General features: G+C 36.9%; 21 protein-coding genes and 2 other annotated features. Of the genes, 20 read left to right on the top strand and 1 reads right to left on the bottom strand.

Going from position 1 to position 24,230, the window contains the following annotated elements; all coding sequences use genetic code 11:
* Positions 1-33: 33 nt before the first annotated feature.
* The 3 genes from GHT08_RS11810 to icd all read left to right on the top strand — a co-directional run bounded on the left by GHT08_RS11810 (position 34) and on the right by icd (position 3,120).
* A complete protein-coding gene (locus tag GHT08_RS11810; protein ID WP_163581602.1) occupies positions 34-504 on the top strand; it encodes a DUF441 domain-containing protein in 471 nt (156 codons plus the stop codon).
* A 179-nt stretch (positions 505-683) separates the two neighbouring features.
* On the top strand, positions 684-1,799 hold the full coding sequence (citZ, locus tag GHT08_RS11805; RefSeq protein ID WP_163581601.1) for a citrate synthase: 1,116 nt from the start codon (positions 684-686) through the stop codon (positions 1,797-1,799).
* 55 nt (positions 1,800-1,854) lie between these two features.
* Positions 1,855-3,120 (top strand): NADP-dependent isocitrate dehydrogenase, encoded by a 1,266-nt coding sequence (gene icd / locus GHT08_RS11800; RefSeq protein ID WP_163581600.1) that lies wholly within the window; start codon positions 1,855-1,857, stop codon positions 3,118-3,120.
* A 471-nt stretch (positions 3,121-3,591) separates the two neighbouring features.
* Here icd and GHT08_RS11795 read toward each other — a convergent pair whose 3' ends face one another.
* Positions 3,592-4,611 (bottom strand): NADP-dependent oxidoreductase, encoded by a 1,020-nt coding sequence (locus tag GHT08_RS11795; RefSeq protein WP_163581599.1) that lies wholly within the window; start codon positions 4,609-4,611, stop codon positions 3,592-3,594.
* A gap of 324 nt (positions 4,612-4,935) precedes the next feature.
* Here GHT08_RS11795 and GHT08_RS11790 point away from each other — a divergent pair, with 324 nt between their 5' ends.
* The 17 genes from GHT08_RS11790 to infC all read left to right on the top strand — a co-directional run bounded on the left by GHT08_RS11790 (position 4,936) and on the right by infC (position 24,209).
* The gene (locus GHT08_RS11790) at positions 4,936-5,631 is read left to right on the top strand and encodes a response regulator transcription factor (RefSeq protein WP_018931283.1); all 696 of its coding nucleotides are present in this window, start codon (positions 4,936-4,938) and stop codon (positions 5,629-5,631) included.
* A complete protein-coding gene (pnpS, locus tag GHT08_RS11785) occupies positions 5,631-7,010 on the top strand; it encodes a two-component system histidine kinase PnpS (protein ID WP_163581598.1) in 1,380 nt (459 codons plus the stop codon). Before GHT08_RS11790 ends, pnpS begins: the two co-directional genes overlap by 1 nt.
* Positions 7,011-7,132: 122 nt before the next feature.
* Positions 7,133-8,140: an FtsH protease activity modulator HflK gene (gene hflK, locus GHT08_RS11780; protein ID WP_163581597.1), complete on the top strand. Its 1,008-nt coding sequence runs from the start codon at positions 7,133-7,135 to the stop codon at positions 8,138-8,140.
* Positions 8,124-9,056 carry a protease modulator HflC gene (hflC, locus tag GHT08_RS11775; protein WP_163581596.1) on the top strand — a complete coding sequence of 311 codons (933 nt, stop codon included), beginning with the start codon at positions 8,124-8,126 and terminating at the stop codon, positions 9,054-9,056. The genes hflK and hflC overlap by 17 nt, the downstream gene beginning before the upstream one ends.
* Positions 9,057-9,520: 464 nt before the next feature.
* On the top strand, positions 9,521-12,160 hold the full coding sequence (gene polA, locus GHT08_RS11770; protein ID WP_163581595.1) for a DNA polymerase I: 2,640 nt from the start codon (positions 9,521-9,523) through the stop codon (positions 12,158-12,160).
* A gap of 14 nt (positions 12,161-12,174) precedes the next feature.
* A complete protein-coding gene (mutM, locus tag GHT08_RS11765; RefSeq protein ID WP_163581594.1) occupies positions 12,175-13,002 on the top strand; it encodes a DNA-formamidopyrimidine glycosylase in 828 nt (275 codons plus the stop codon).
* Positions 13,003-13,069: 67 nt separating this feature from the next.
* Complete coding sequence (locus tag GHT08_RS11760) at positions 13,070-13,825, top strand: manganese efflux pump (protein WP_163581593.1); 756 nt, start codon at positions 13,070-13,072, stop codon at positions 13,823-13,825.
* A gap of 142 nt (positions 13,826-13,967) precedes the next feature.
* Entirely contained in the window at positions 13,968-14,576 is a 609-nt protein-coding gene (gene coaE, locus GHT08_RS11755; protein WP_163581592.1) for a dephospho-CoA kinase, read from the top strand.
* 233 nt (positions 14,577-14,809) lie between these two features.
* Positions 14,810-15,187: an adenosylmethionine decarboxylase gene (gene speD / locus GHT08_RS11750; protein WP_163581591.1), complete on the top strand. Its 378-nt coding sequence runs from the start codon at positions 14,810-14,812 to the stop codon at positions 15,185-15,187.
* Between the two features lie 775 nt (positions 15,188-15,962).
* A complete protein-coding gene (locus tag GHT08_RS11745) occupies positions 15,963-16,352 on the top strand; it encodes a cytosolic protein (protein ID WP_163581590.1) in 390 nt (129 codons plus the stop codon).
* Between the two features lie 20 nt (positions 16,353-16,372).
* Positions 16,373-16,846 carry a transcriptional regulator NrdR gene (nrdR, locus tag GHT08_RS11740; protein ID WP_018931293.1) on the top strand — a complete coding sequence of 158 codons (474 nt, stop codon included), beginning with the start codon at positions 16,373-16,375 and terminating at the stop codon, positions 16,844-16,846.
* Positions 16,847-16,868: 22 nt separating this feature from the next.
* The gene (locus GHT08_RS11735) at positions 16,869-18,236 is read left to right on the top strand and encodes a replication initiation and membrane attachment family protein (protein ID WP_163581589.1); all 1,368 of its coding nucleotides are present in this window, start codon (positions 16,869-16,871) and stop codon (positions 18,234-18,236) included.
* A 10-nt stretch (positions 18,237-18,246) separates the two neighbouring features.
* Positions 18,247-19,182, top strand: a complete 936-nt coding sequence (gene dnaI, locus GHT08_RS11730; protein WP_163581588.1) for a primosomal protein DnaI — start codon at positions 18,247-18,249, stop codon at positions 19,180-19,182.
* A 93-nt stretch (positions 19,183-19,275) separates the two neighbouring features.
* Positions 19,276-20,124 carry a putative sporulation protein YtxC gene (locus GHT08_RS11725; RefSeq protein ID WP_163581587.1) on the top strand — a complete coding sequence of 283 codons (849 nt, stop codon included), beginning with the start codon at positions 19,276-19,278 and terminating at the stop codon, positions 20,122-20,124.
* Between the two features lie 43 nt (positions 20,125-20,167).
* Positions 20,168-20,397, top strand: a binding site (T-box leader).
* 83 nt (positions 20,398-20,480) lie between these two features.
* The gene (thrS, locus tag GHT08_RS11720) at positions 20,481-22,424 is read left to right on the top strand and encodes a threonine--tRNA ligase (protein WP_163581586.1); all 1,944 of its coding nucleotides are present in this window, start codon (positions 20,481-20,483) and stop codon (positions 22,422-22,424) included.
* Between the two features lie 416 nt (positions 22,425-22,840).
* The gene (locus GHT08_RS11715; RefSeq protein WP_163581661.1) at positions 22,841-23,395 is read left to right on the top strand and encodes a GNAT family N-acetyltransferase; all 555 of its coding nucleotides are present in this window, start codon (positions 22,841-22,843) and stop codon (positions 23,393-23,395) included.
* A 92-nt stretch (positions 23,396-23,487) separates the two neighbouring features.
* Positions 23,488-23,619 (top strand) — a sequence feature (ribosomal protein L20 leader region).
* An 83-nt stretch (positions 23,620-23,702) separates the two neighbouring features.
* Complete coding sequence (infC, locus tag GHT08_RS11710) at positions 23,703-24,209, top strand: translation initiation factor IF-3 (RefSeq protein WP_018931298.1); 507 nt, start codon at positions 23,703-23,705, stop codon at positions 24,207-24,209.
* Positions 24,210-24,230 lie beyond the last annotated feature (21 nt).

Raw genomic sequence — 24,230 nt, 5'->3', positions numbered from 1 at the left:
AAGCATTGGTTAGAATGCAGTGGAGGACATGTTATGTTAAGTAGTTCAACGATTTTTTTACTCATACTATTTTTGCTAGGGTACATTGCAAAAAATCAGGCTATTATGGTAGCTGTATACATACTTTTTGGCATGAAATTATTAAAAATTGATGACAAGCTTTTTCCATACATTCAAGATAAAGGAATTGGCTGGGGTGTCATCATCATAACAGTTGCTGTGTTAATCCCGATTGCAACAGGTGAGATTGGGTTTAAAGAATTATTGCAAAGTGTAAAGTCGTATCATGCCTGGGTGGCCCTTATTGCTGGTATTTTTGTAGCAGTCGTTGCCAAACATGGACTTTCATTGTTAGCAAACGATCCCGAGATCACAACTGCATTAGTAATAGGTACTATCATTGCCGTTGTAGCGTTTCAAGGTGTTGCAGTAGGTCCGTTAATCGGCGCAGGAATTGCATATGTTATTATCAGAATGCTTGACGCACTTCCATTTCTTAAGTAAGGAAAGGTAATACAAGCTATGAGAGAAAACAAGATTATATGATAAATTTTAATCGTTTTCATTTACTATCTTTTTTTGTTTGTTTATAATAGGCATGGGGATGTTCAAAAGCACCATTATTTTTATCGCTTGAACGATAGAAATAAAAGCAATTTGGATAAGAAAAGGAGAGGGATGTTATGTCAACAACGAAAGGACTTGAAGGGGTAGTAGCAGCAGAGTCAAAGGTAAGTTCCATTATTGATGACCAGCTCACATATGTCGGTTATACGATTGATGACTTGGCAGAAAATGCTAGCTTTGAAGAAGTTGTCTTTTTATTATGGAATAAAAGGCTTCCAAACAAAGAAGAGTTAGCTGAGCTGGAAAAAGACTTAATTGAAAATATGACATTACCAGATGGAGTTGTAGAACATTTTAAGTCTTATGATATACATAATGTTCATCCAATGGCTGCTTTAAGAACAGCTGTTTCACTGCTTGGATTATACGATCCGGAAGCTGATGAGATGACAGATGAGGCAAACAAGCGTAAAGCTGTACGGTTGCAAGCACAAGTTGCTTCTGTCGTAACCGCTTTTTCTCGCATTCGCGATGGAAAGGGTATCATTCAACCGAAACAAGGCTTAAGCTATGCAGCAAACTTCCTATATATGCTGAATGGGGAAGAGCCTAGTGATCTAGAAACAGAAGCAATTAACAAAGCATTAGTGCTTCATGCAGATCATGAATTAAATGCGTCTACTTTCACTTCACGTGTATGTGTCGCGACATTATCAGATATTTATTCAGGTATTACTGCTGCAATTAGTGCGCTTAAAGGTCCGCTTCACGGTGGTGCTAATGAGCGTGTAATGGAAATGCTACTTGAAATCGGTGAAGTCGAAAATGCGATTCCATATGTAAAAGAAAAAATGGCGAATAAAGAAAAGATCATGGGTATGGGCCACCGTGTCTATAAGACGGGCGACCCACGTGCAAAACATTTGAAAAAAATGTCCAAAGAACTAACAGCTCGGCATGGAATGGAAAAATGGTATGAAATGTCTGAAAAGATAGAAGAATATATTAAATCTGAAAAAGGCTTACCTGCCAATGTTGATTTCTATTCCGCTTCGGTGTACCATAGTTTAGGGATTAAACATGATCTTTACACACCAATCTTTGCGATGAGTCGTTTCTCAGGTTGGATTGCACATATTCTAGAACAATATGAAAACAACCGTTTAATCAGACCGCGTGCAGAATATGTAGGTCCACAAAAACAAGTTTACGTGGATATCAATCAGCGTTAACCATTTTCTTTTGAAAATGATATAAATAATAATGAATCTAGGAGGAATATGAATTATGGGTGAAAAAATTACTGTAGAAAATGGTGTTGTGCAAACACCTAATAAACCAGTCATTCCTTTTATCGAAGGTGACGGTACTGGTCCAGATATTTGGGCTGCAGTTAGTCGAGTTTTAGAAGCTGCTGTTGAAAAAGCTTATAACGGTGAAAAGGGCATTGAATGGAAAGAAGTTCTTGCTGGTGAAAAAGCATATAACCAAACTGGTGAGTGGTTACCAGAAGAAACACTTGATGTAATTCGTGACTATAAAATTGCGATTAAAGGACCTCTTACTACGCCTATCGGTGGAGGTATCCGTTCCTTAAACGTAGCACTACGTCAAAAGTTAGATCTATTTACTTGCTTGCGTCCAGTTCGCTGGTTTGAAGGTGTACCATCTCCTGTTAAACGTCCTGAAGATACAGATATGGTAATCTTCCGTGAAAACACAGAAGACATCTATGCTGGTATTGAGTGGCAAGAAGGATCTGACGAAGTAAAAAAAGTAATCGACTTTCTTCAAAATGAAATGGGTGTTGAAAACATTCGTTTCCCTGAAACTTCTGGTCTAGGTGTAAAACCAGTATCTAAAGAAGGAACTAGTCGTCTTGTACGTGCTGCAATTGAGTACGCAATTAATGAAGGACGTAAGAGTGTTACACTAGTACATAAAGGTAACATTATGAAATTTACAGAAGGTTCTTTCAAAAACTGGGGTTATGAATTAGCTGAAAAAGAATACGGTGACAAAGTATTCACATGGGCTGAATATGACAAAATCGTTGAAGAACAAGGTCGTGACGCAGCTGATAAAGCACAAGCTGACGCGGAAGCAGCTGGTCGTATTATTGTAAAAGATGCGATTGCCGACATTTTCTTACAGCAAATTCTTACTCGTCCAAAAGAATTTGATGTAGTTGCTACAATGAACTTAAACGGTGACTATGTATCTGATGCACTTGCTGCACAAGTTGGTGGTATCGGTATTGCTCCAGGTGCAAACATTAACTATGAATCAGGTCATGCTATTTTTGAAGCTACACACGGTACTGCTCCTAAATATGCTGGTCTTGATAAAGTAAATCCATCTTCTGTTATTCTTTCTGGTGTATTAATGCTTGAACACCTAGGATGGAGAGAAGCTGGTGAATTAATCCTTAAATCTATGGACAAAACAATCGGTTCTAAAGTAGTAACATATGATTTTGCACGTCTAATGGATGGGGCAACAGAAGTGAAAACATCAGAATTTGCTGATGAATTAATCAAAAATATGGACTAAGAAAAAAGCACCGGATAACCGGTGCTTTTTCTATGTTAAAAGGTAAGGAAGTATATAATCAGCGCAATGACCATGTTTAACGAAGTAGTTATTTTGACATATTTTATGTGTGGTTGCCAACGCTCCGACTAATTACTTCGCTTTCCGCGGGCACGGCCTCAACTAACTTTGCAAAGAAAAACACTTTGCAAAGTGGATTTTCGGCTCGCGCTATTCCCGCAGGAGTCTAAGTAATTAGTCTCCGCTATGAGAATGTGCAACAATTCTAGTCAGAAGTAATAGGTTGACTTTTTTTACAATTGACCGCTATCCGTGAGTATAAAAACAGCTGTGTTACTTCATGCTAGCGTTGTAGAGCCTGATAATAGCGAAGGCCGCCCACTTCAACTCCTGAGGAATTGTTTGACCTGAAGATCCACTTTTTTGAGCGGTTTTTGCTCAGTTTTTCCTATTTCAATTGAAAGAAAGCTATTAATTAGATATATCTGCGACTTTTACTAATAGTTTCCCGATGTTGTTACCTTTGAATAAATCTAGGAACGCGTCAGGGATAGTTTCAAAGCCTTCTTTGATTGTTTCTTGATATTTTAATTTTCCTTCGTTCAGCCATTTTGCAAGTTCAGCTGTACCACTGGGGAATTGATTGGCAAAATCTCCAACGGTAAAACCTTGCATTAAAGCACTTTTCTTGATAAGCGTTGTTTGTACACGTGGACCAACATCCTCGGCTTCCAGATTATAGCCAGATATGGCACCGCAAACTGGAATGCGTGCGAATTTATTTAAGAGTACATGTACTGCATCAGAGATCTCTCCACCAACATTATCAAAGTAAACATCTACACCGTTTGGACAAGCATTTGCCAAATCATCCTTGAGGTTTGGTGTTGTCTTATAATTAATTGCTTTGTCGAATTGTAATTCTTCTTTTAGGTATTGAAGTTTCTCATCTGAACCAGCAATTCCAACAACTCTTGCACCTTTAATTCGAGCAATTTGGCCAACAACAGATCCAACAGCTCCTGCTGCTCCAGAAATAACGACAGTTTCACCTTGTTTGGGCTTACCAATTTCGAGTAATCCAAAGTATGCGGTTAATCCAGTCATCCCTAGAATACCTAAGTGAGTAGAAATAGGGGCAATATCTTTATCTAGTTTTCTAATTTCCTTTTCTTTAGCAGTATAGTATGTCTGCCATCCAAATCCGCCAATGATTATATCACCTTCAGCAAAGTGATCAGACTGTGACTCAATTACTTCACCAATTGCTCCACCTTCAATTACTTCATTCAACTGAAAAGGTGCTACGTAAGAAGGAGCATCAATCATTCTCCCGCGCATATACGGATCAACTGAAACATATAAGGTGCGAATAAGTACTTCGCCTTTCTCGGGTTGTTTTATCTCTGTTGTAACAAACTGAAAGGTATCTTTACTGGGCGTTCCACTTGGACGTTTAGCTAAAAGTATTTGTTTATTCTTGTTATTCATTTTTATCTCTCCCGTCAATTATTATTTTCTTACACATTTAACATAACAAAAAACTAACGGTTAACAGAAATCAAGTGCTTACCATTCATTTGTAAATAGGAGACTTAAAACAGGAAGAACGTTTGCTTGTTATCAGTTCACTTGAGTTAAATAACTGTTGTATAAAATATCAAATTCCCTAATATCTAAAACATTAATAAAAATTAATATTGTAAAGAAAAATTTACAAGTTATTATCACTTTTCTAGTGTAAATCTATTCACATTAATTGCACGTCCATGTATGATTAAATTAAGATAGATATAAAAATGGGGTGCTTTTTTTATGGAAGAGAAAGTATTAATCGTTGATGATGAACAATCTATTGTAACTTTATTACAATATAACATTGAAAAATCTGGTTTTAAAACGGATACTGCTTTCGATGGAGTAGAAGGTTTACATAAAGCGGCTACCGGAGAATTTGACTTAATCATATTAGATTTAATGTTACCAGGTATGGAAGGTACAGAAGTGTGTAAAGCTTTAAGACAGAAGCAAATTGAAACACCTATTTTAATGTTAACGGCAAAAGATGATGAATTTGATAAAGTTTTGGGGCTAGAATTGGGTGCTGACGACTATTTAACAAAGCCGTTTAGCCCGAAGGAAGTAGTCGCGAGAATTAAAGCGATCTTACGAAGGACTAGAAAGCAAGAAGGAGCAGCAGACCAGCCGTTTATTAAAATTTCTGACTTACTTATTTATCCACAACAATATGAAGCTACGATCAAAGGGGAACCTCTCAGCTTTACCCGTAAAGAATTTGAGCTATTACACTATCTATCTAAACATAAAGGCAAAGTATTGTCACGTGACCAATTGCTTAGTGCAGTGTGGAATTATGACTTTGTTGGTGATACAAGAATTGTAGATGTGCATGTTAGCCATTTACGTGAAAAAATTGAACCAGATACGAAACATCCGGTTTATATTAAAACGATTAGAGGGCTTGGTTATAAAATGGAGGAGCCATATTAATGGACGCCAAAAAAAGAATAAATCTGTTTTATCGCTACATTTTAATGACAGCTTCTGTATTTATTTTAATCGGTATTGTTATTTTGCCTCTTACATCTGGGGAAGAGCAATTTTTTGTACTTTTTTCCTTAATTATTGGATTTATCATATTATTGATATTAATATATCATATGTTTGAAAACTATGTTCGTCCAATTCGAGCGTCCATTAATGTTACAAATGAACTTGTTAAAGGGAATTATAATGCCCGTACTTATGTAAAGCCTCACGGTGAAGCACAACAGTTAAGTAATGCAATTAATGTACTGGCAAGAAATTTACAAGAAATGACCATTCAAGAAAAAATGCAAGGTAGCCAATGGAAAACTGTGATGAATAACATGGAAAGTGGATTGATGTTAATTGATGAACGAGGATATGTCCATTTGATCAACCGCAAATTCATGCAAATGTTTGGTAAAAAATCTGCTGACTATATTGGCTTCCTATATTATGACGTGTTACAGGATAAGACGATTCATAAAGTGGTGCAGGAAACTTTTTTGTATGAAGAAAAAATGACTGGTAATATTACCAAAACAATAAATGGTGAAAAACATTACTTTGAAGTTGCAGGAGCACCTGTTATTAACGATGTAAAGGATTTAAAGGGAGCTGTCCTTGTTTTTCATGATATAACAGATTTGAAGCGAGTCGAAGAAATGCGAAAAGACTTCGTAGCAAATGTGTCTCATGAATTGAAGACACCGATAACCTCGATTCGTGGATTTGCTGAAACATTGTTAGAAGATGAAAAAGCAGACGACGCAATTAAAGAACAATTTTTAACGATCATTTTAAAAGAAAGTACTCGTTTACAATCGTTAGTGCATGATTTACTCGAGCTGTCCAAAATAGAAAAAGAAGAAATGAAGCTCTCAACCAAACTTATTGAAGTGGACGAATGGTTACAAAGTAGTTTAACGTTAATCGAGCAACAAGCAAGTAAAAAATCACTGGAATTTACCAAAGAAATAAAACCGAACATTTCCTTTCATGGTGATCCAGACCGCTTACAGCAGGTAGTATTAAATTTAATGTATAATGCGATTAATTATACTACTGAAGAAGGAAGTATTTTCCTTCGAGTTGATGAAAATGATCATGAAGTGATAATCGAAGTTGAAGACACTGGAATTGGTATACCTGACGAAGCAAGACAACGTATTTTCGAAAGATTTTACCGTGTAGATAGAGCAAGAAGCCGCAATACGGGAGGAACAGGCTTAGGCTTAGCCATTGTAAAACATATTATTGAAGCACATCAAGGCACGATAACCGTAACAAGTGAAATGGGCAAAGGATCGTGCTTTACCGTAAAAATTCCTAAAAAGTGGTGAGAGAATGGTATAGATTCTTTCATCACTTTTTTTGTAAAGAAAATGAAACTTTTCTGTAACATCTTACGTATGTACTGGTTGTATGGTAAAGTTACAGAGGAAGTACAGAAGGGGGAAATAGAATGACTTTAAAGCAAATATACAGCTGGATCGGGATTGTTGTAGCTGTAGTTGTCTTAGGTTTATTTGCAGCAACGAGTTGGTATACCGTAGATGAATCAGAGCAAGCTGTTTTAATCACATTTGGTAAAGCAGAAGAAGGAACGACTGAACCAGGTCTTCATTTTAAATTGCCATGGCCGATTCAAACAGTAGAAACTTTATCAAGGGAAACGTTCAGTTTGAACTTTGGATATGATCCGGAAAACGAAGAAGAAGCAGATATTGTGCGAATGATTACCGGGGATGAGAATATTCTTCAAGCAGATTTAGTCGTTCAGTGGAAAATAATTGAGCCGAGCAAATACTTATTTAATTCAGATGATCCACAACAAGTACTTTATAACGCGACCTCGGCTTCTTTAAGAAGTATTATAGGATCTTCGACAATTGACGAAGCACTAACTGATGGTAAAGCAGAAATCGAGAATGAAGTATTGGACTTATTAGTAACGCTTATGGAAGATTATGAAGTCGGAATTGCGATTCAGGATGTTAAACTGCAAGAAGTAGATTTACCTAATGAGGAAGTGCGTCAGGCTTTTATGAAAGTAACCGATGCACGTGAAACAATGAATACCAAGAAAAATGAAGCAGATAAATATCGTAATGAGATATATGAGGAAGCTCAAGGGGAAAAGGATGCCATTATCTCAAGAGCTGAAGGTGATAAAATTGAAAGAATTGAAACAGCGAGAGGGAATGTAGCAGGATTTAACGCATTATATGATGCATATGAAAGTAACCCTGATATTACAAGACAGCGACTAGTGTTAGAAACTCTTGATCAAGTCTTGCCAGATGCAAACATTTACATTATGAATGATGATGGAAATACATTGAAATATCTACCGTTAGGAGAAAACACATCGTCTGCCAAACCACCAGTAACAGAGTCCTCCGAAGATAATCAATCAGATAGTGATACTGACGATAGTGAGGAGGGAAATAATAATGACAGATCAGAATAATGTTTATGAAATGAAGAAAATGACACCAAAAGAAATCAGAAGATTAATTAAAATGGGTCTTGCTATTTTACTTACAGTAGTGCTTTTGATCATTTTTGTAAGTAGTATGTATGTTGTGAAAGAAGGAGAATACAAGGTTGTTCGTCAGTTTGGTGAAGTAGTTGCTATTAAAGACGAACCTGGACTTAAGTTTAGGGTACCGATATTACAATCCATTACAACACTTCCAAAGAAAAAGTTAGTATATGACGTAATGGAGCGTGAAATCAATACGTTAGATAAGAAACGTATGATTATTGATAATTATGCCATTTGGGAAATTACAGATCCTGCTTCGATGATTGCGAATGCCCGAACGGAAATGGGTGCAGAAGCAAGAATGGGAGAGTTTATCTTTTCTGTCATTCGATCCGAACTTGGAGCCATGGATTACGATGAAATTATTAATGATGAAGGAAGCACAAGAGGTGCCCTTAATGAAAGGGTCTTGGAACGTGTTAATACACTCTTAGAACGAGATAACTATGGTATTCAGGTAGACGATGTTCGCATCAAGCGTACAGATTTGCCTGAAGAAAACGAGCAATCTGTTTTTAACCGAATGATCTCTGAACGTGAATCACAAGCTCAGCAATATTTATCCCAAGGGGAAGCGGAAAAGAGCAGAATTACCGCCAATGCCGATCGTGATGTAACAGAAATGTTATCGAAGGCAGATGCAGAAGCAGAAGAAATTCGTGCTGAAGGGGAATTGGAAGCTGCAGAAATGTATAATGAAGCATTCTCCCAAGATCCGGAATTCTATCAGCTTTATCGAACACTTGAATCATACAAAGAAACAATAGATGGTGAAACAACCATCATTATCCCGCAAGGATCACCGTATGCGGATTTATTGTTAGGATATATCGAATAATCAGTGCTTAGACCAACCTGTGTCCACTTATGTGGAATCAGGTTGGTCCTATTTTTAGTGAAGTATAAATTGATGAACAACATCCATAAACTGTGCAGTAACGTAGGATATGGAAAAGAGATATCCCCGGAAGCGCCGATCTGTTCCGAGGAAAAAGGCTTCTCTTCCAGGGAAAAGATCTTCTCTTCCGAGGATAAACGACTATATCCAGGGAAGAGAAGGGCATATCCCCGGAACAGCAAAGGATATCCAGGGAAGGGAACGAGGTATCCTCGGAAGAGAAAGAGATATCCCCGGAAGAGAAGTCCTGTTAACTTTGTAACTAAGCTACTTCACAGTTTATATCTATTTTACATTAGTTAATTTATATAAAGACGGTAATAAGAGTAACGAAAGTTTTTATAATCACTTGCAATCATGGTAAAATAGAAGCAATGTATAGAATCGAAAAGGAGATCGGTAAAATGACGAATAAATTAATATTAATCGACGGAAACAGTATTGCATATCGTGCATTTTTCGCCTTACCATTATTAAATAATGATAAAGGCGTATACACGAATGCGGTATATGGCTTCACCACTATGTTATTAAGAATTTTGGAAGAAGAACAGCCTACTCATATGCTAGTTGCATTTGATGCTGGGAAAACGACATTCCGCCATAAAACATACAAGGAATATAAAGGCGGACGAGAGAAAACGCCATCTGAATTAAGTGAACAGTTTCACGTTTTGCGACAACTATTAGATGCCTTTAACATTAAACATTATCAATTAGAAAACTATGAAGCAGATGATATTATTGGTACGGTTGCCGATCAGGCTAAAGATAAGGATTGGCAAGTCAAAGTAATATCAGGTGATAAGGACTTGTTACAACTAGTTTCTGACAAAGTCGATGTCAGACTAACGAAAAAAGGTATTAGTGATGTCATGACCTATACACCAGAAACATTGAAAGAAGATATGGAAGTTACACCGGAACAAATCATTGACCTGAAAGCATTGATGGGAGATAAATCTGATAATATACCAGGTGTACCAGGTGTTGGAGAAAAAACAGCTGTCAAACTGATTAAACAGTTTGAAACGGTGGAAAATTTATATGAACATTTAGATGAAGTATCTGGAAAAAAATTAAAAGAGAAGCTAGAAGCAAATAAAGAAGAAGCCTTTATGAGCAAAGAGCTTGTAACGATAAATCTACAAGCACCAATTGAAATAGCAGCAGATGATACAGTGTACGAAGGATACGTCGACCAAAATGTTAAAGAAATCTTTCTGGATTTAGGCTTCCAGTCCTTATTAAATCGATTAGACGGTGATGTGGAAGAGACTGAACAGTCAGAAGCATTAGAAGATATTACATATGAAAATCTGACAGAAATTAAAAAAGATATATTTACAGGACATGACGCATTTGAAATAGAAATACTAGATGAAAATTATCATACTGAGAAGATGATTGGTGCTTCATTGGTGAATGACAATGGTAAGTATTTCATTCCGATTTCTACACTTGAAAGTTCACAAGTGTTCAAAGAATGGGCAGAAGATGAAAACCAGAAGAAATATGTGTTTGATGCTAAGAAAATTACTGTTCTATTAAAGCGATTATCGATTTCCATCAAAGGTATTGCCTTCGATACCCTGTTAGCATCTTATCTAATTAATCCATCTGAAAACAATCATGACATTCCTGCGATTAGCCACCGATTTGGTCAAAAAAATGTGCTGTTTGATGAAGAGGTATATGGTAAAGGAGCAAAGAAAGGTTTACCTGATGAAACCAAGCAATGGGAAGAGCATATTGTCCGGAAGACGATTATGATTTATCAACTGAAAGAACAAATGGAACAAGCATTAAAAGAGAATAAGCAATTGGCATTGCTCATTGATCTGGAGTTACCACTTGCCCTTGTCTTAGGTGAGATGGAGGCAACAGGTGTAAAGGTGGACAAACAGCGTCTCGTTGATATGGGTGAAGAGTTAAAAGCGAGCCTTGCTACTTTAGAAAAAGAAATTTACGAGTTAGCTGGTGAAGAATTTAATATAAACTCACCAAAACAGCTTGGTCCGATCCTTTTTGAAAAATTAGAATTGCCTGTGATTAAGAAAACCAAGACGGGGTATTCTACTGCAGCTGATGTATTAGAGCAATTACAAGGAAAACATGCCATTATTGACAAGCTCTTATTATACCGTCAATTGAAAAAAATAGATTCCACGTACATCGCGGGATTATTAAAAGTAATTCATAAGGACACTAGTAAAATTCATACTCGTTTTAACCAGGCATTAACACAGACAGGAAGATTAAGTTCGATTGATCCTAACTTGCAGAATATCCCAATCCGAATTGAGGAAGGGCGTAAAATCCGTCAAGCATTCATTCCATCTACTGCAGGTTGGAAGATGATTGCAGCAGACTACTCGCAAATTGAATTACGAGTGTTAGCACATATTGCTAAGGATGAAAGGTTACAGGATGCATTTAAACAAGATAAGGATATTCATACTCAAACCGCTATGGATGTATTCCATGTAGCAGAAGAAGAAGTCACTTCTAATATGCGACGTCAGGCTAAGGCGGTCAACTTCGGTATTGTTTATGGTATAAGTGATTATGGACTATCACAAAGTTTAGGGATTACTAGAAAAGAAGCAAAATCGTTTATTAGCCGTTATTTGGAAAGCTATCCAGGTGTAAAAGAGTACATGGATGAAATCGTCCAAGAAGCGAAGCAACATGGATATGTTACAACGATTATGAACAGAAGAAGGTATTTACCTGACATTTCGAGCAGAAACTTTAATCAGCGAAGTTTTGCAGAGCGAACTGCGATGAATACACCAATTCAAGGAAGTGCCGCTGATATTATCAAATTAGCAATGATTGAATTAGACCAACAACTCAAGAGTGAAAGCTACCAAGCAAAATTGTTATTACAAGTACACGATGAATTGATTCTGGAAGTACCCGAAGAAGAATTAGAAGCGATATCTCAGCTTGTTGTGAATGTCATGGAGAATGCGATCGAACTAAGTGTCCCTTTGAAAGTGGATGTTGAACAAGGGGACACTTGGTATGATGCGAAGTAAGGAGTTAAAAGAAAATGCCAGAATTACCTGAAGTAGAAACGATTAGACAGACCTTAAAACAATTAGTAATTGGCAAAACCATTCAATCTGTTGATGTGTTTTGGCCAAAAATCATTCAAGAGCCAGATGATATTGAGCAATTTATTGCATTAATCCAGGAACAAACAATTCATGATATTCGCAGGAAAGGTAAATTTTTATTGTTTGATCTGGACGAGCATGTCTTAGTATCTCATCTAAGAATGGAAGGGAAATATGGTGTGCATGATAGGAAAGAAGAAGTTGTACCACATACTCACATTATTTTCCGTTTTACTGATGGAACAGATTTACGCTATCGGGATGTTCGAAAATTTGGAACGATGCATTTGCAGGAAAAAGGAACGGAAATAACGAAGAAGCCACTTGTTTTGTTAGCAAAAGATCCGCTAGAAGCTGACTTTTCCGTGCAAAAATTTAAAGAGAAAGTGCAAAAGAGTGAGCGTAATATTAAAAATATATTATTGGATCAATCGGTTATTGCAGGTTTAGGAAATATTTATGTAGACGAAACCTTGTTTTTGGCAGGAATTCATCCATTAACGAAAGGTGTGAGTCTAACGGATGAACAAGTCATTAAAATCAAACAAGCGGCGGTTCTGACGTTAGAGGATGCTGTAAAGCAAGGCGGAACAACGATTCGCTCGTATGTCAACTCACAAGGTCAAATTGGCATGTTTCAGCAAAAGTTAAATGTGTATGCACAAAATGAGAAGCCATGTAGTAGATGTGAAGATACCATTATGAAAATAAAAGTAAATGGACGTGGAACACACTATTGTCCGACCTGCCAGCCGATTTAAATTCTCACAACTTCTTTCCTTACTCCATATAATACAGAAACGACCTATGAAGGAGTAATGAAAGAAGATGATGTTAACCTTACTTATTATAGCAATTAGCATTGATAGCTTTTTAGTAGCATTTACGTACGGATTAAGAGGATTGACGTTACCTGTTCGAGCGTTGCTGTTAATTTCGGCGACGGTCGGGATAGTTTTTGCCATATCAATGCTATCAGGTTCGATTTTATCTTCTATTATCTCGATTCGTTCTACAGAAATAGTGGGAGGATTTATTTTGGCACTCGTAGGTGTCGTCTTATTAATTTCACTATTTCAGGAAAAAAAGAAGAAAGATATTCCTTTTTTAAGAACGAAAGAAAGTAGCGATCTGTTTAGCTCTGATCGCCAAGAAACGAAGCGAAATCACGAGTCACCCCATGGTAAGTTATCATCAGTTCGTAAGCGCACTATGATTTCTTTATCGCAGTTGATTCGCTCCAGTCGCTACGTTTCTATACGTGCGCTCTGCGCTTTTTTTATAAATATCTTAAAGAAGCCAATGGCAGCTGACATTGACCGTTCTGGAAAGATTAATGGTGTGGAACCAATTCTGATTGGAATCGCCTTATCCTTAGATTCTTTTGGTGCTGGAATCGGGATTTATATACTAGGTGCTTCCCCGATTTTTACACCACTATATGTCTTTTTCATAACCGTTGTCTTTTTAGTATTAGGTGTAAATGTTGGTAAATATTGCGCAAATATTAAAGGGTTAAAGAACATGTCGTTTATCCCAGGATGTCTGCTTATTATTATTGGGATATGGAAAATGGTAGTTTAAAAAAGACACATCGTTCATTATGAAAAGGGTTCTTAAGTTTATTTAGCAACTGGGATATACGAAGAAGGACGTGTATCCCAGTACCACTATCTATTTTTACCTTTTTAATGGATAAAAGTGGACAAGGTGTCGGTAGAAAAGGGTGAAAGAATTGATTATTGGATTAACAGGTAATATAGCAACAGGGAAGTCAACCATCAGTAACATGATACAGGAAAAGTATCTGATTCCGGTTATTGATGCCGATATCGTTTCGCGTGAAGTGGTAGAACCGGGAGAACAAGCGTTAGAAAAAATAGCAGTAACATTTGGTGAAGAAATCTTACTCGAAGATGGAACGCTAAATCGCAAGCTACTTGGCTCGATCATCTTTCAGGATCAGAGCAAGAGAGAACAATTAAATGCTATTGTCCATCCTGCTGTTCGAAAAAGAATGATTTCCAAAAAAGAAGAGCTACTTCAACAAGGATACCAATCGATTGTGATGGATATCCCGCTTTTGTTCGAAAATAATCTTACATATTTAGTTGAAAAAACGATAGTAGTATATACTACAGAGGATGTGCAATTACAGCGTCTTATCGAACGAAACGACCTGACTGTGAAAGAAGCCAGAAACCGAATGAATAGTCAAATGAATATCGAAGAAAAACGGGAACTTGCTGATGCAGTGATTGATAATAGTGGTTCTATCGAAGAGTCAGAAATTCAATTAATAAACATCCTCAAAGAATGGGAATTAATCGATTAAGTATTGTAAAAAATACAAAGGTAACTAATTTTGTCTTGTCAAAGTCGACAAAAGTAGATATAATCTTTTTGCAGCTAAATCATCTAAATGAATGATTAGTTTGTATTAAGAGCTTTTGAATAATGGCAACCGAATGAGTGCTTAAAGGGTTAGGACCTCTTTGGACTAACTTTCCCCCGAGGCATATCAGGCATTATTATTTGAAAGAATTAGCGAACAAGGGGGAGTAATATATGGATACAATGGGAAGACATGTAATAGCAGAATTATGGGAATGTAATATTGATATGTTAAATGATATTGAACGTCTCGAAAGAATATTTGTTAATGCTGCTCTAAAAGCAGGTGCCGAGGTAAGAGAGGTTGCCTTTCATAAATTCGCACCTTTTGGAGTAAGTGGCGTGGTCATTATTTCCGAGTCCCATTTAACGATTCATAGTTTTCCGGAGCATGGTTATGCAAGTATTGATGTATATACTTGTGGTGACATAATTGATCCTAATGTTGCGGTTGCATATATTGAAGAACACTTAGAAGCCAAATCAACAGAAAAAATGGAAGTACCTAGAGGTATGGGTGCTGTCCAAATGAAAAATATAAAAGTACAATAAACAGGCTGAAAACGAGAGAACCCGTTTCGAGAACCAATGAAACGGGTTTTTACTTTTGAAGAATGATGAACAACATACATATACTGCGTAACAACATGGCAAGGATTTGCTCTCTTCCCGTACTACATTTTGATGAGTGCTTACATGCGCTCCGGCAAGATACTTCGCTTTCCACGGGCACGGCCTTAGCCAGGAACTACTTGGAATTATCTTCTTTGCTCCCTTGCACCGAGGAAGCCACTTCGAAGCGTTACTAGAAGACGCAGGTGCATCACGGGGTCTTCGGCTCGCGCTGTTCCCGTAGGAGTCTACGTATCTTGCCTCCGCTTAGCGTATTGTTCTGAATTTTGAAAGAAGTAATACACGGGTATTGGTTTCCGAGTGTTTCTTCTTATAAAAGTAGAATTATCTAATAGCGTAGGCAGAATACGGAGACTCCTGTGGGACAGCGAGAGCTGAAGATCCACTTGGTGAAGTGCCTTTCTTCACCAAGTTAGCTGAAGCCGAGCCCACGGAAAGCGGAGTATTCTGCCGGAGCGGTGTTCCAGTAATTCCTATGGAAAGAATGGAGGAAAGCCTCACTTCACAAACTTTCACAACTTCGCAGTATATATCTACTATCTATTAGAGCACGGGGGAGGGTTGTATATTATTGTCATTTATGAGAGTTGTAATCATTAGATGGTTGGCTGTTTCTAATGGAGATTAATCGTTTTCTTTTTAAAAACATGTTACAATTAAAAGTAAACAAAAATACATAATGAGGTGTAAGTTTATGTCATTTCGTAACACGTTAAATAAGAATTTTAATAATCATTCGGAAACGAGAGACAAGCATTGGGACCCTGCTTTGCAAACACACTATTTTAAAACAACTAAAGATAAAGCATTTGATAAATTAGAGCCGCTTTTCCGAAATATGAAAGAATGTCAGATCGTCGGTATCTCAAAGGATCATGGGGAAATCAGCTTTAATTATAAGGCAGGTAGAAAAGTATTTGTTATCATGACTATTATTATGGTAAAACCTTATCGTACGGCCATTGATATTTCTGCAACAACAGAATCAGCTATTCCATTTGATTTTGGTTACAGCCATAAATTAATTCCTAAACTTTATGATAGAATAAAAAAAGAACTAGACTTTATTGGTACGAAAGAATAATGAACGAAGGATGATTGAGATTGCGATGTCCACATTGTCACTATAAAAACACAAAGGTTTTAGACTCCAGGCCAATTGAAGAAGGACGATCGATTCGACGAAGAAGAGAATGTGAATCATGTGATTTTCGTTTTACAACTTTTGAACGTATCGAAGAAGTACCTTTAATTGTAGTTAAAAAAGAAGGGACAAGGGAAGAGTATAGTCGTGATAAGTTAATGCGCGGCTTAATACGAGCATGTGAAAAACGCCCTGTAGCACTCGAACAGTTAGAACATATCGCAGTGGAAATTGAAAAGGAATTACGTAACAGAGGTACTTCAGAGGTAAAAAGTGATGAGATCGGTGAAATGGTAATGGATCGCTTAGCTGATGTCGATGAAGTAGCTTATGTGCGATTTGCTTCGGTTTATCGCCAGTTTAAAGATATCAGTGTATTTTTAGATGAATTGAAGGACTTAATCCGTAATGATAACAATGATAAGAACGAGTAATGGATAGGAAGGGGTTGTGCATATGGAACTCGGTGACATCGGAAAAATACTACCATCAGAATTATATCTAGTTGAAATGTCTCAGGAGCTGCCACTATCCTATACCAATGCATTAACACACTTATATCAACCTCTTATCGGTATTGATGCGCTATCCCTTTATCAAACACTGTACACAGAGTCAACATTATCTACCAATTTTCAAACACATCATATGTTGATGAATTATATTGGTTTACCACTCGATCGTATTTATAGAGCGAGAAGAAAACTGGAAGCAATTGGCTTATTGCAAACATTTGAACAAGAACAACAAGAACATAAGGCTTATCATTATCTGTTACATCCACCTCAATCACCAGTTCGTTTTTTTGAGAATGATTTTTTAAGTCACTTATTATATCATCAGCTTGGAAGTGACAAGTTTAAAAAAGTAAAACAAGCATTTGTTAAACAAGACGGTGAAAAGAAAGAACAAAAAGAAACGACGGCAAGATTTGAGGAAGTGTTTCAACTTGTTGATCAACAACCAAATCCATCTGATCTACAAGCGGAAGAGCAAGTTGTCGAAGTGCCAATACAGGAGAAAGTGGACTTTGAATGGTTGGAGCAAATGTTAAAACAACGGATGCTACCTGTCCAATCGATCTTAACTTCGGCAACAAGGAAACTGATTAATCAAATGTATGTTGCATACGATTTACACAATCAAGATATAGAAAAAGCATTGCTCTGGTCTATTAATGATGAAAACCAGTTACAAACAGAAGAATTTAAAAATGCTTGTATGGACCTTATTAGCGGATCCAATAAGCAAGTGTCTATCCAGGTTAGTTCTGATAAACAAAAATTACCGGATAAACCGGCAAAAACAACAAAAAAATCAAAAGAAGAGCAATTTATTGAAATGTTGGAACACATTTCACCAAGACAACTTTTAGAAGACCTTGCAGATGGAAATCAGGCATCACAACAAGATTTAAAAGTGATTAGTGAGGTTATGACCAGCCAGGGCTTAAATCCAGGTGTTATGAATGTTTTAATTCATTATGTTTTATTAAAAACAGATATGAAACTTTCTAAAAGTTATTTAGAGAAAATCGCCAGTCACTGGGCACGAAAAAATGTAAAAACAGTCAGACAAGCTATGACACTTGCCAAGTCTGAAAATAAGAAATATCAGCAATGGACCAATAGTTCGAAAAGTAATCAACGATTTTCGTATAAAAATACCAAAAAAGACATTGTACCAGATTGGTATAAAAAACAAAAACAGCAAACTAAACAACAGACAAAGAAAGAAACTTCGACAGAGGAAAAAGAACGCCTCGCTAAAGAAACGGATGAAATGCTTGCACAATATTTGAAACAGCAAGCGAATGAGGAATAGGGTGATAATCATGGAACCAATTCAATCTGCCATGAAAAAATGGATGAAAGAAAATAAAAAAATGAAAGATAATTTTACCCAGCAACGAAATAAAGTTATCAATGATCCGGAAATCAAACAAAAATTAAGTGAACATGTTGAAATAGATGAGCAAGATATTAACCGTAATTTAATGAAATTATACGAATATCAACAGGCATCTAAAAATTGTGCGGATTGCCCTAACTTAGAAGGTTGCAAAAATATTCTAAAAGGTTATACGCCTCATTTAGATATCGACGGCAAAGATATTTCCTTACGATACGAAAAATGTAAAAATAAAGTCCATGAGGAAGCACAGCTTGAAAAAGAATCACTAGTTCGCAGTTTATATATACCGAAACAGATTAAAGAAGCTGACTTAGCAAATATGGACCGTAATTCTTATGAACGTCAGGAGGTCATAAGAGAGATTATTGAGTTCGTGCAAAACTACTCCAAAGGGGAATTCCGTCGTGGTTTATATATTCATGGACCTTTTGGAACGGGAAAATCTTATATACTTGGTGTTATTGCTAACGAGCTAAAAAAACAATACATTCAATCAGACATTATTTACATGCCTGAATTTGTAAGAGAGATAAAGGCCTCCATTGGAAATGATAGTTTTCAGTCGAAAATTGAAAGCTTTAAAAAGGTGCAAGTTCTCATGTTTGATGATATTGGGGCTGAGTCGATATCACCCTGGTTCCGAGATGAAGTGCTTGGTGCTATCTTGCAATATCGGATGATGGAAGAGCTGCCTGTTTTCTTTACTTCGAATTATAATTTAGAGCAGTTAGAGGATCATTTATCTACATCCAACAGAGGAGATGTAGAAACGATCAAAGCAGGAAGAATAATTGAACGAATTACCCAGCTTAGTAAACCAATTGAATTGACGAGTCGTTATCGAACTAATGAATAACCATGACTTCTGTCTAATCCTTGGACAGAGGTTATTTTTTTTCATCATCACCCATATAATATACCAGTTCGATGGTGGTGAGGGTGATGATATGTGTTAGAAGTATATTTTGAGCATGACAATGAAGCAGAGGTTTTTTATCATTTAGCCAAACAAAGTGACAAATGGCAAGCTACACGTAAACGAACAAAGAAAAATCTTGTGCAACTCCATTTGTTGGAAGACTTAAATGGGGATGAAAAGAAGAAACATCTTGCTCCATTGTTAAGTATGGTATTTATTCAGTGTCGAGAAACTTCTATGATTCAGCATATACTAATGAAAAAGTATTATTTTTCAAGTGAAGAGGAGATCGAGAGAATAACAACCATTGCCAGATCATTATTGGAAAAAGATGAATCTGTTTATGAGGATCGAATCCATCAACATGAATTGCGCGACACGTTAACGACAATTTTCTCCTTACAAATAGACTCTTCTTTTATCCGCTTTGATTCAATTGTTCATTTCAGATTACATCACTATATCGACCAATTAACGGAAATGGTCGGTCTGGCAATAGATGAATTTAAGAGAGAAGAAGAATATCAAGACTTTATTCACTCGATTAGGGAGTTTGTCAGACGTAAGTCACCGGAAGAAGAGGTTGTTCATGTATTGCAAGGTGAAAGGTTTCGCATTTTTAGAGATAATGGGGAAGTCTACACAATGGAAGATCTACAACGAGTAAAATCACGTTTTCCATTATTTATTTTCGGATTAGAACAAGAAGAATGGAATATTTCACCTCTAATTATGTTGGCGCCAAACCATATTTTTATGTATGGGGAAGATCAGGCAGAATCGAGAACTCATACGATAATCACTATTTTTCAAGAAAGATGTTCTTTTTATCCGACAGAATATTTTCCTTTTTATCACGCTGATGAAAAAGAATCTTGATTTTTTCGTTGACAATCGTTATAATAAATCGCATAACATTAATAAACAAGCAAAGATGAGGACATGATAGTGTGTATGGCGTACGGATAAGAGAGGGAAGCCTTGGCTGAAAGCTTCCTGTATGACCGCATTCTATTACCACCTCTGAGCACTACTAAGGAATGCTTATGCTAGTAATTAGTAGCGATTCATCATCGTTATCGATTGTCAATGAGCTACACGTTTATGTGTGGAAAATTGGGTGGAACCACGGGTATAACGCTCGTCCCTTTACTTTTTTTCGTAGGGGGACGGGCGTTTTTTAATGTTCAAAAGTTTGGCGTGATCAACATTAATATAAAAAGGAGAGTGTGAAAATGAGTAAGATTCATATTACGTTCCCAGATGGAACTGTAAAACCGTTTGATCATGGAACAACAGGTGAAGAGATTGCTGCATCGATTTCACCGGGTCTAAAAAAGCAGGCATTAGCAATTAAATTGGATGATACGCTTTACGATTTGCGTACACCATTAGCGATAGATGGTGCAATCGAGATCATTACGATTAAAACAGACGAAGGTCTTGATATTTTAAGACACTCGACAGCTCACCTTATGGCACAAGCAATTAAACGCTTGTATGATAATGTTAAGCTAGGTGTTGGACCAACTATTGAAGATGGCTTTTATTATGATATTGATATGGACGAAACGATTACACCTGAAGACCTTCCACGTATTGAAAAAGAAATGAAGCGAATTGTTGACGAAAATTTAGAAGTAGTTCGTAAAGAAGTCAGTCGTAATGAAGCGAAAGCCATCTATGAAGAAATCGGCGATGAATTAAAGCTAGAATTACTGGATGCTATTCCAGAAGATGAAACAGTAACGCTTTATGAGCAGGGAGAATTCTTTGACCTTTGCCGTGGTGTCCATGTACCACAAACAAGTAAAATAAAAGTATTTAAACTTTTGAGCATTTCCGGTGCTTACTGGCGTGGTGACAGTAATAATAAAATGCTACAACGTATTTATGGTACAGCTTTCGAAAAACAAAGCCAACTTGATGAATATTTACGTTTACGTGAGGAAGCAAAAGAGCGTGATCACCGTAAACTTGGTAAAGAACTTGGTATTTTTACCGTATCACAGAAAGTAGGACAAGGATTACCATTATGGTTACCAAATGGTGCTACAATACGCCGTACTATTGAACGTTATATCGTAGATCTTGAAGAGCGTCTTGGTTATAATCATGTTTACACACCAGTACTTGGTAGTAAAGAATTATATATAACAAGTGGGCATTGGGATCATTATAAAGATGATAATTTCCCTCCGATGGAAATGGATAATGAAGAATTAATCTTACGTCCAATGAATTGCCCACACCACATGATGATTTATAACCATGAGTTACACAGCTATCGAGATCTGCCAGTACGGATTGCTGAATTGGGTATGATGCACCGTCATGAAATGTCAGGAGCATTGGCAGGTTTGCAACGTGTTCGTGCTATGACATTAAATGATGCCCATATTTTTGCGCGACCGGATCAATTAAAAGAAGAATTTATTCGTGTCGTGGAATTAGTGGAAAATGTATATAAAGACTTTGGTATTGATCAATACTACTTCCGCTTGTCTTATCGTGATCCTGAAGATACTGAAAAATATATTGATAATGATGAAATGTGGGAGAAAGCACAAGGATTATTAAAAGAAACAATGGATGACATGAATCTTGAATACGTAGAGGCTGAAGGTGAAGCCGCTTTTTACGGACCGAAGTTAGACGTTCAGGTGAAAACTGCACTAGGTAAGGACGAAACATTATCTACTGTCCAGTTGGATTTTAACTCACCAGAAAAATTTGACTTAACCTATATCGGTGAGGATGGTAAAGAACACCGTCCAGTAGTTATCCACCGTGGCGTTGTATCAACCATGGAGCGTTTTGTTGCCTTCTTAATCGAAGAATATAAAGGTGCCTTCCCGACATGGTTAGCACCAATCCAAGCACGAGTGATTCCGGTTTCTGCAGAAGTCCATGCTGACTATGCGAAGAAAGTAGAAGATGAATTACGTATGAGTGGTGTTCGTGTCGAAGTCGATCACCGTGATGAGAAAATTGGTTATAAGATCCGCGAAGCACAAACTGCGAAAATTCCGTTTGCTTTGATAGTTGGTGATAAAGAAGTAGAAGCAAATGCCGTTAACGTCCGACGCTACGGAGAAAAAGATTCAGAAACAATTGAGCTTGATGCATTTAAATCATTGATCACTGATGAAATTCAAAATAAAAAATTGCGTAAGTAGCTAAGGGAATGGTCCAAATCGAGAGTGATTTGGGCCATTTTTTTGAATGTTGGGCACGATTACGGAGAATTCATTGGATTTAGTTTCTATTATGGTATTTTATGTTAAAATGAAAGGTATGTAACTGGTGTCAGATCGTGAAGTAGTGGGGATACTTAGTATTGAATCGCTCCTCAAATCTTCAATGACGAAAGTCTCATTTTATATGATAAGAAAGTATAAATTTTGCGCAGATGTCTAGCTCCGAGCGCCCAGAAACTAGGCGACTTCACGAATTGCCTTACGATAAGTCATCATCGGTTCGTAAACTCACCGTAATTCCTTTATCTCAGTTAATTCGTTCCAGTCGCTACGTTTCTAATCGGGCGCTCTGCGCTTTTCTTATGCTACACAATGAGGAGGGGAAACTTTTGCATATGGATAGGATCAAAGGGAATAAAATCACTTTGGAGCAACCAACTATTAGTGACATAGATATACTTTACTATTGGAAATACGTGGAGCCTAAGCAAGAAGCCAAAAAGTGGAATGGACCATATATTCCAGAAGAGAACATATCTAAAGAAGAGTACCGAAAGAATTGGAAACAAGAGATCGTGCAAGGAATTCCAGCGGCGTTAGTGATCAAATGTGATGACAAAGCAATTGGGTATGTTGGTTCCTATTGGGTAGATAAACAGACAAACTGGCTTGAAACGGGAATTGTCATATATGATAGCAACTATTGGAACGGTGGTTATGGCAGTGAAGCATATAAACGTTGGATTGATTTTATTTTCAGTTCTATTAAAATACATCGTTTGGGGATGTCTACTTGGTCTGGAAATACAAGAATGATCAAAGTAGCTACGAAAATTGGAATGAAAGAAGAGGCAAGAATTAGGAAAGCACGTATAGTAAACGGGGAATATTTCGATGCTATTAAGATGGGGATCTTGCGTGAAGAGTGGGAGGAAATCCAAAAAGATTAACATTTTAGTCGAGGTGAATTTTGTCTCAGCTAACTATTGACATGGGATATTTCAGATGATAATATGTATAAAGTGAATTAAATATGATCACTAGAGACAAGTAGAAGCACCCGCTTCTCACCTGATTGACACACAACTGTAGTTGACAGGTACAAATCCGACTTATTTGTAATGAAATTTAGGATGTGTGGGTGCAGTATGTGTACCGACACTTTTTTTATGAATATTTTAAACTTGTCTAGTTAAAATGATCATGTTTCATTACGCTTTTATTAAATTTCGGAGGTGGCTGATTATTAGCAAAGATATGAATGTCAATGAGAGTATTCGTGCACGTGAGGTGCGTCTCATTGATTCAAATGGGGATCAATTAGGAGTAAAATCTCGTCAAGAAGCGTTGGACATTGCTCAAACACGAAACCTTGATTTAGTATTGGTGGCGCCAAAAGCAAAACCGCCAGTATGTCGTATCATGGACTACGGTAAATACCGTTTTGAGCAACAAAAGAAAGAAAGAGAAGCACGTAAAAAACAAAAAGTAATTAACGTGAAAGAAGTACGTTTAAGCCCAGGTATTGAAGAGCATGATTTCAATACGAAGCTTCGTAACGCGCGTAAATTCTTAACAAAAGGAGACAAAGTAAAAGTCTCTATTCGCTTCCGTGGACGTGCGATTACCCATAAAGAATTAGGTCAAAAAGTATTAGAACGTATGGCAGAGGAATGTAAAGACCTTTCCACTGTTGAACAAAAAGCAAAAATGGAAGGCCGCAGTATGTTCATGATGCTTGCACCTGTAAACGAAAAGAAATAACTAGCTCAGGCGTTGAGTTAA

Origin of the sequence: Gracilibacillus saliphilus (assembly GCF_010994085.1) — a bacterium.
GTDB classification, from domain to species: Bacteria; Bacillota; Bacilli; order Bacillales; family Amphibacillaceae; genus Gracilibacillus; species Gracilibacillus lacisalsi.
The sequence above is the reverse complement of the archived record's forward strand: the minus strand, read 5'-3'. Positions and strand labels throughout refer to the sequence as shown.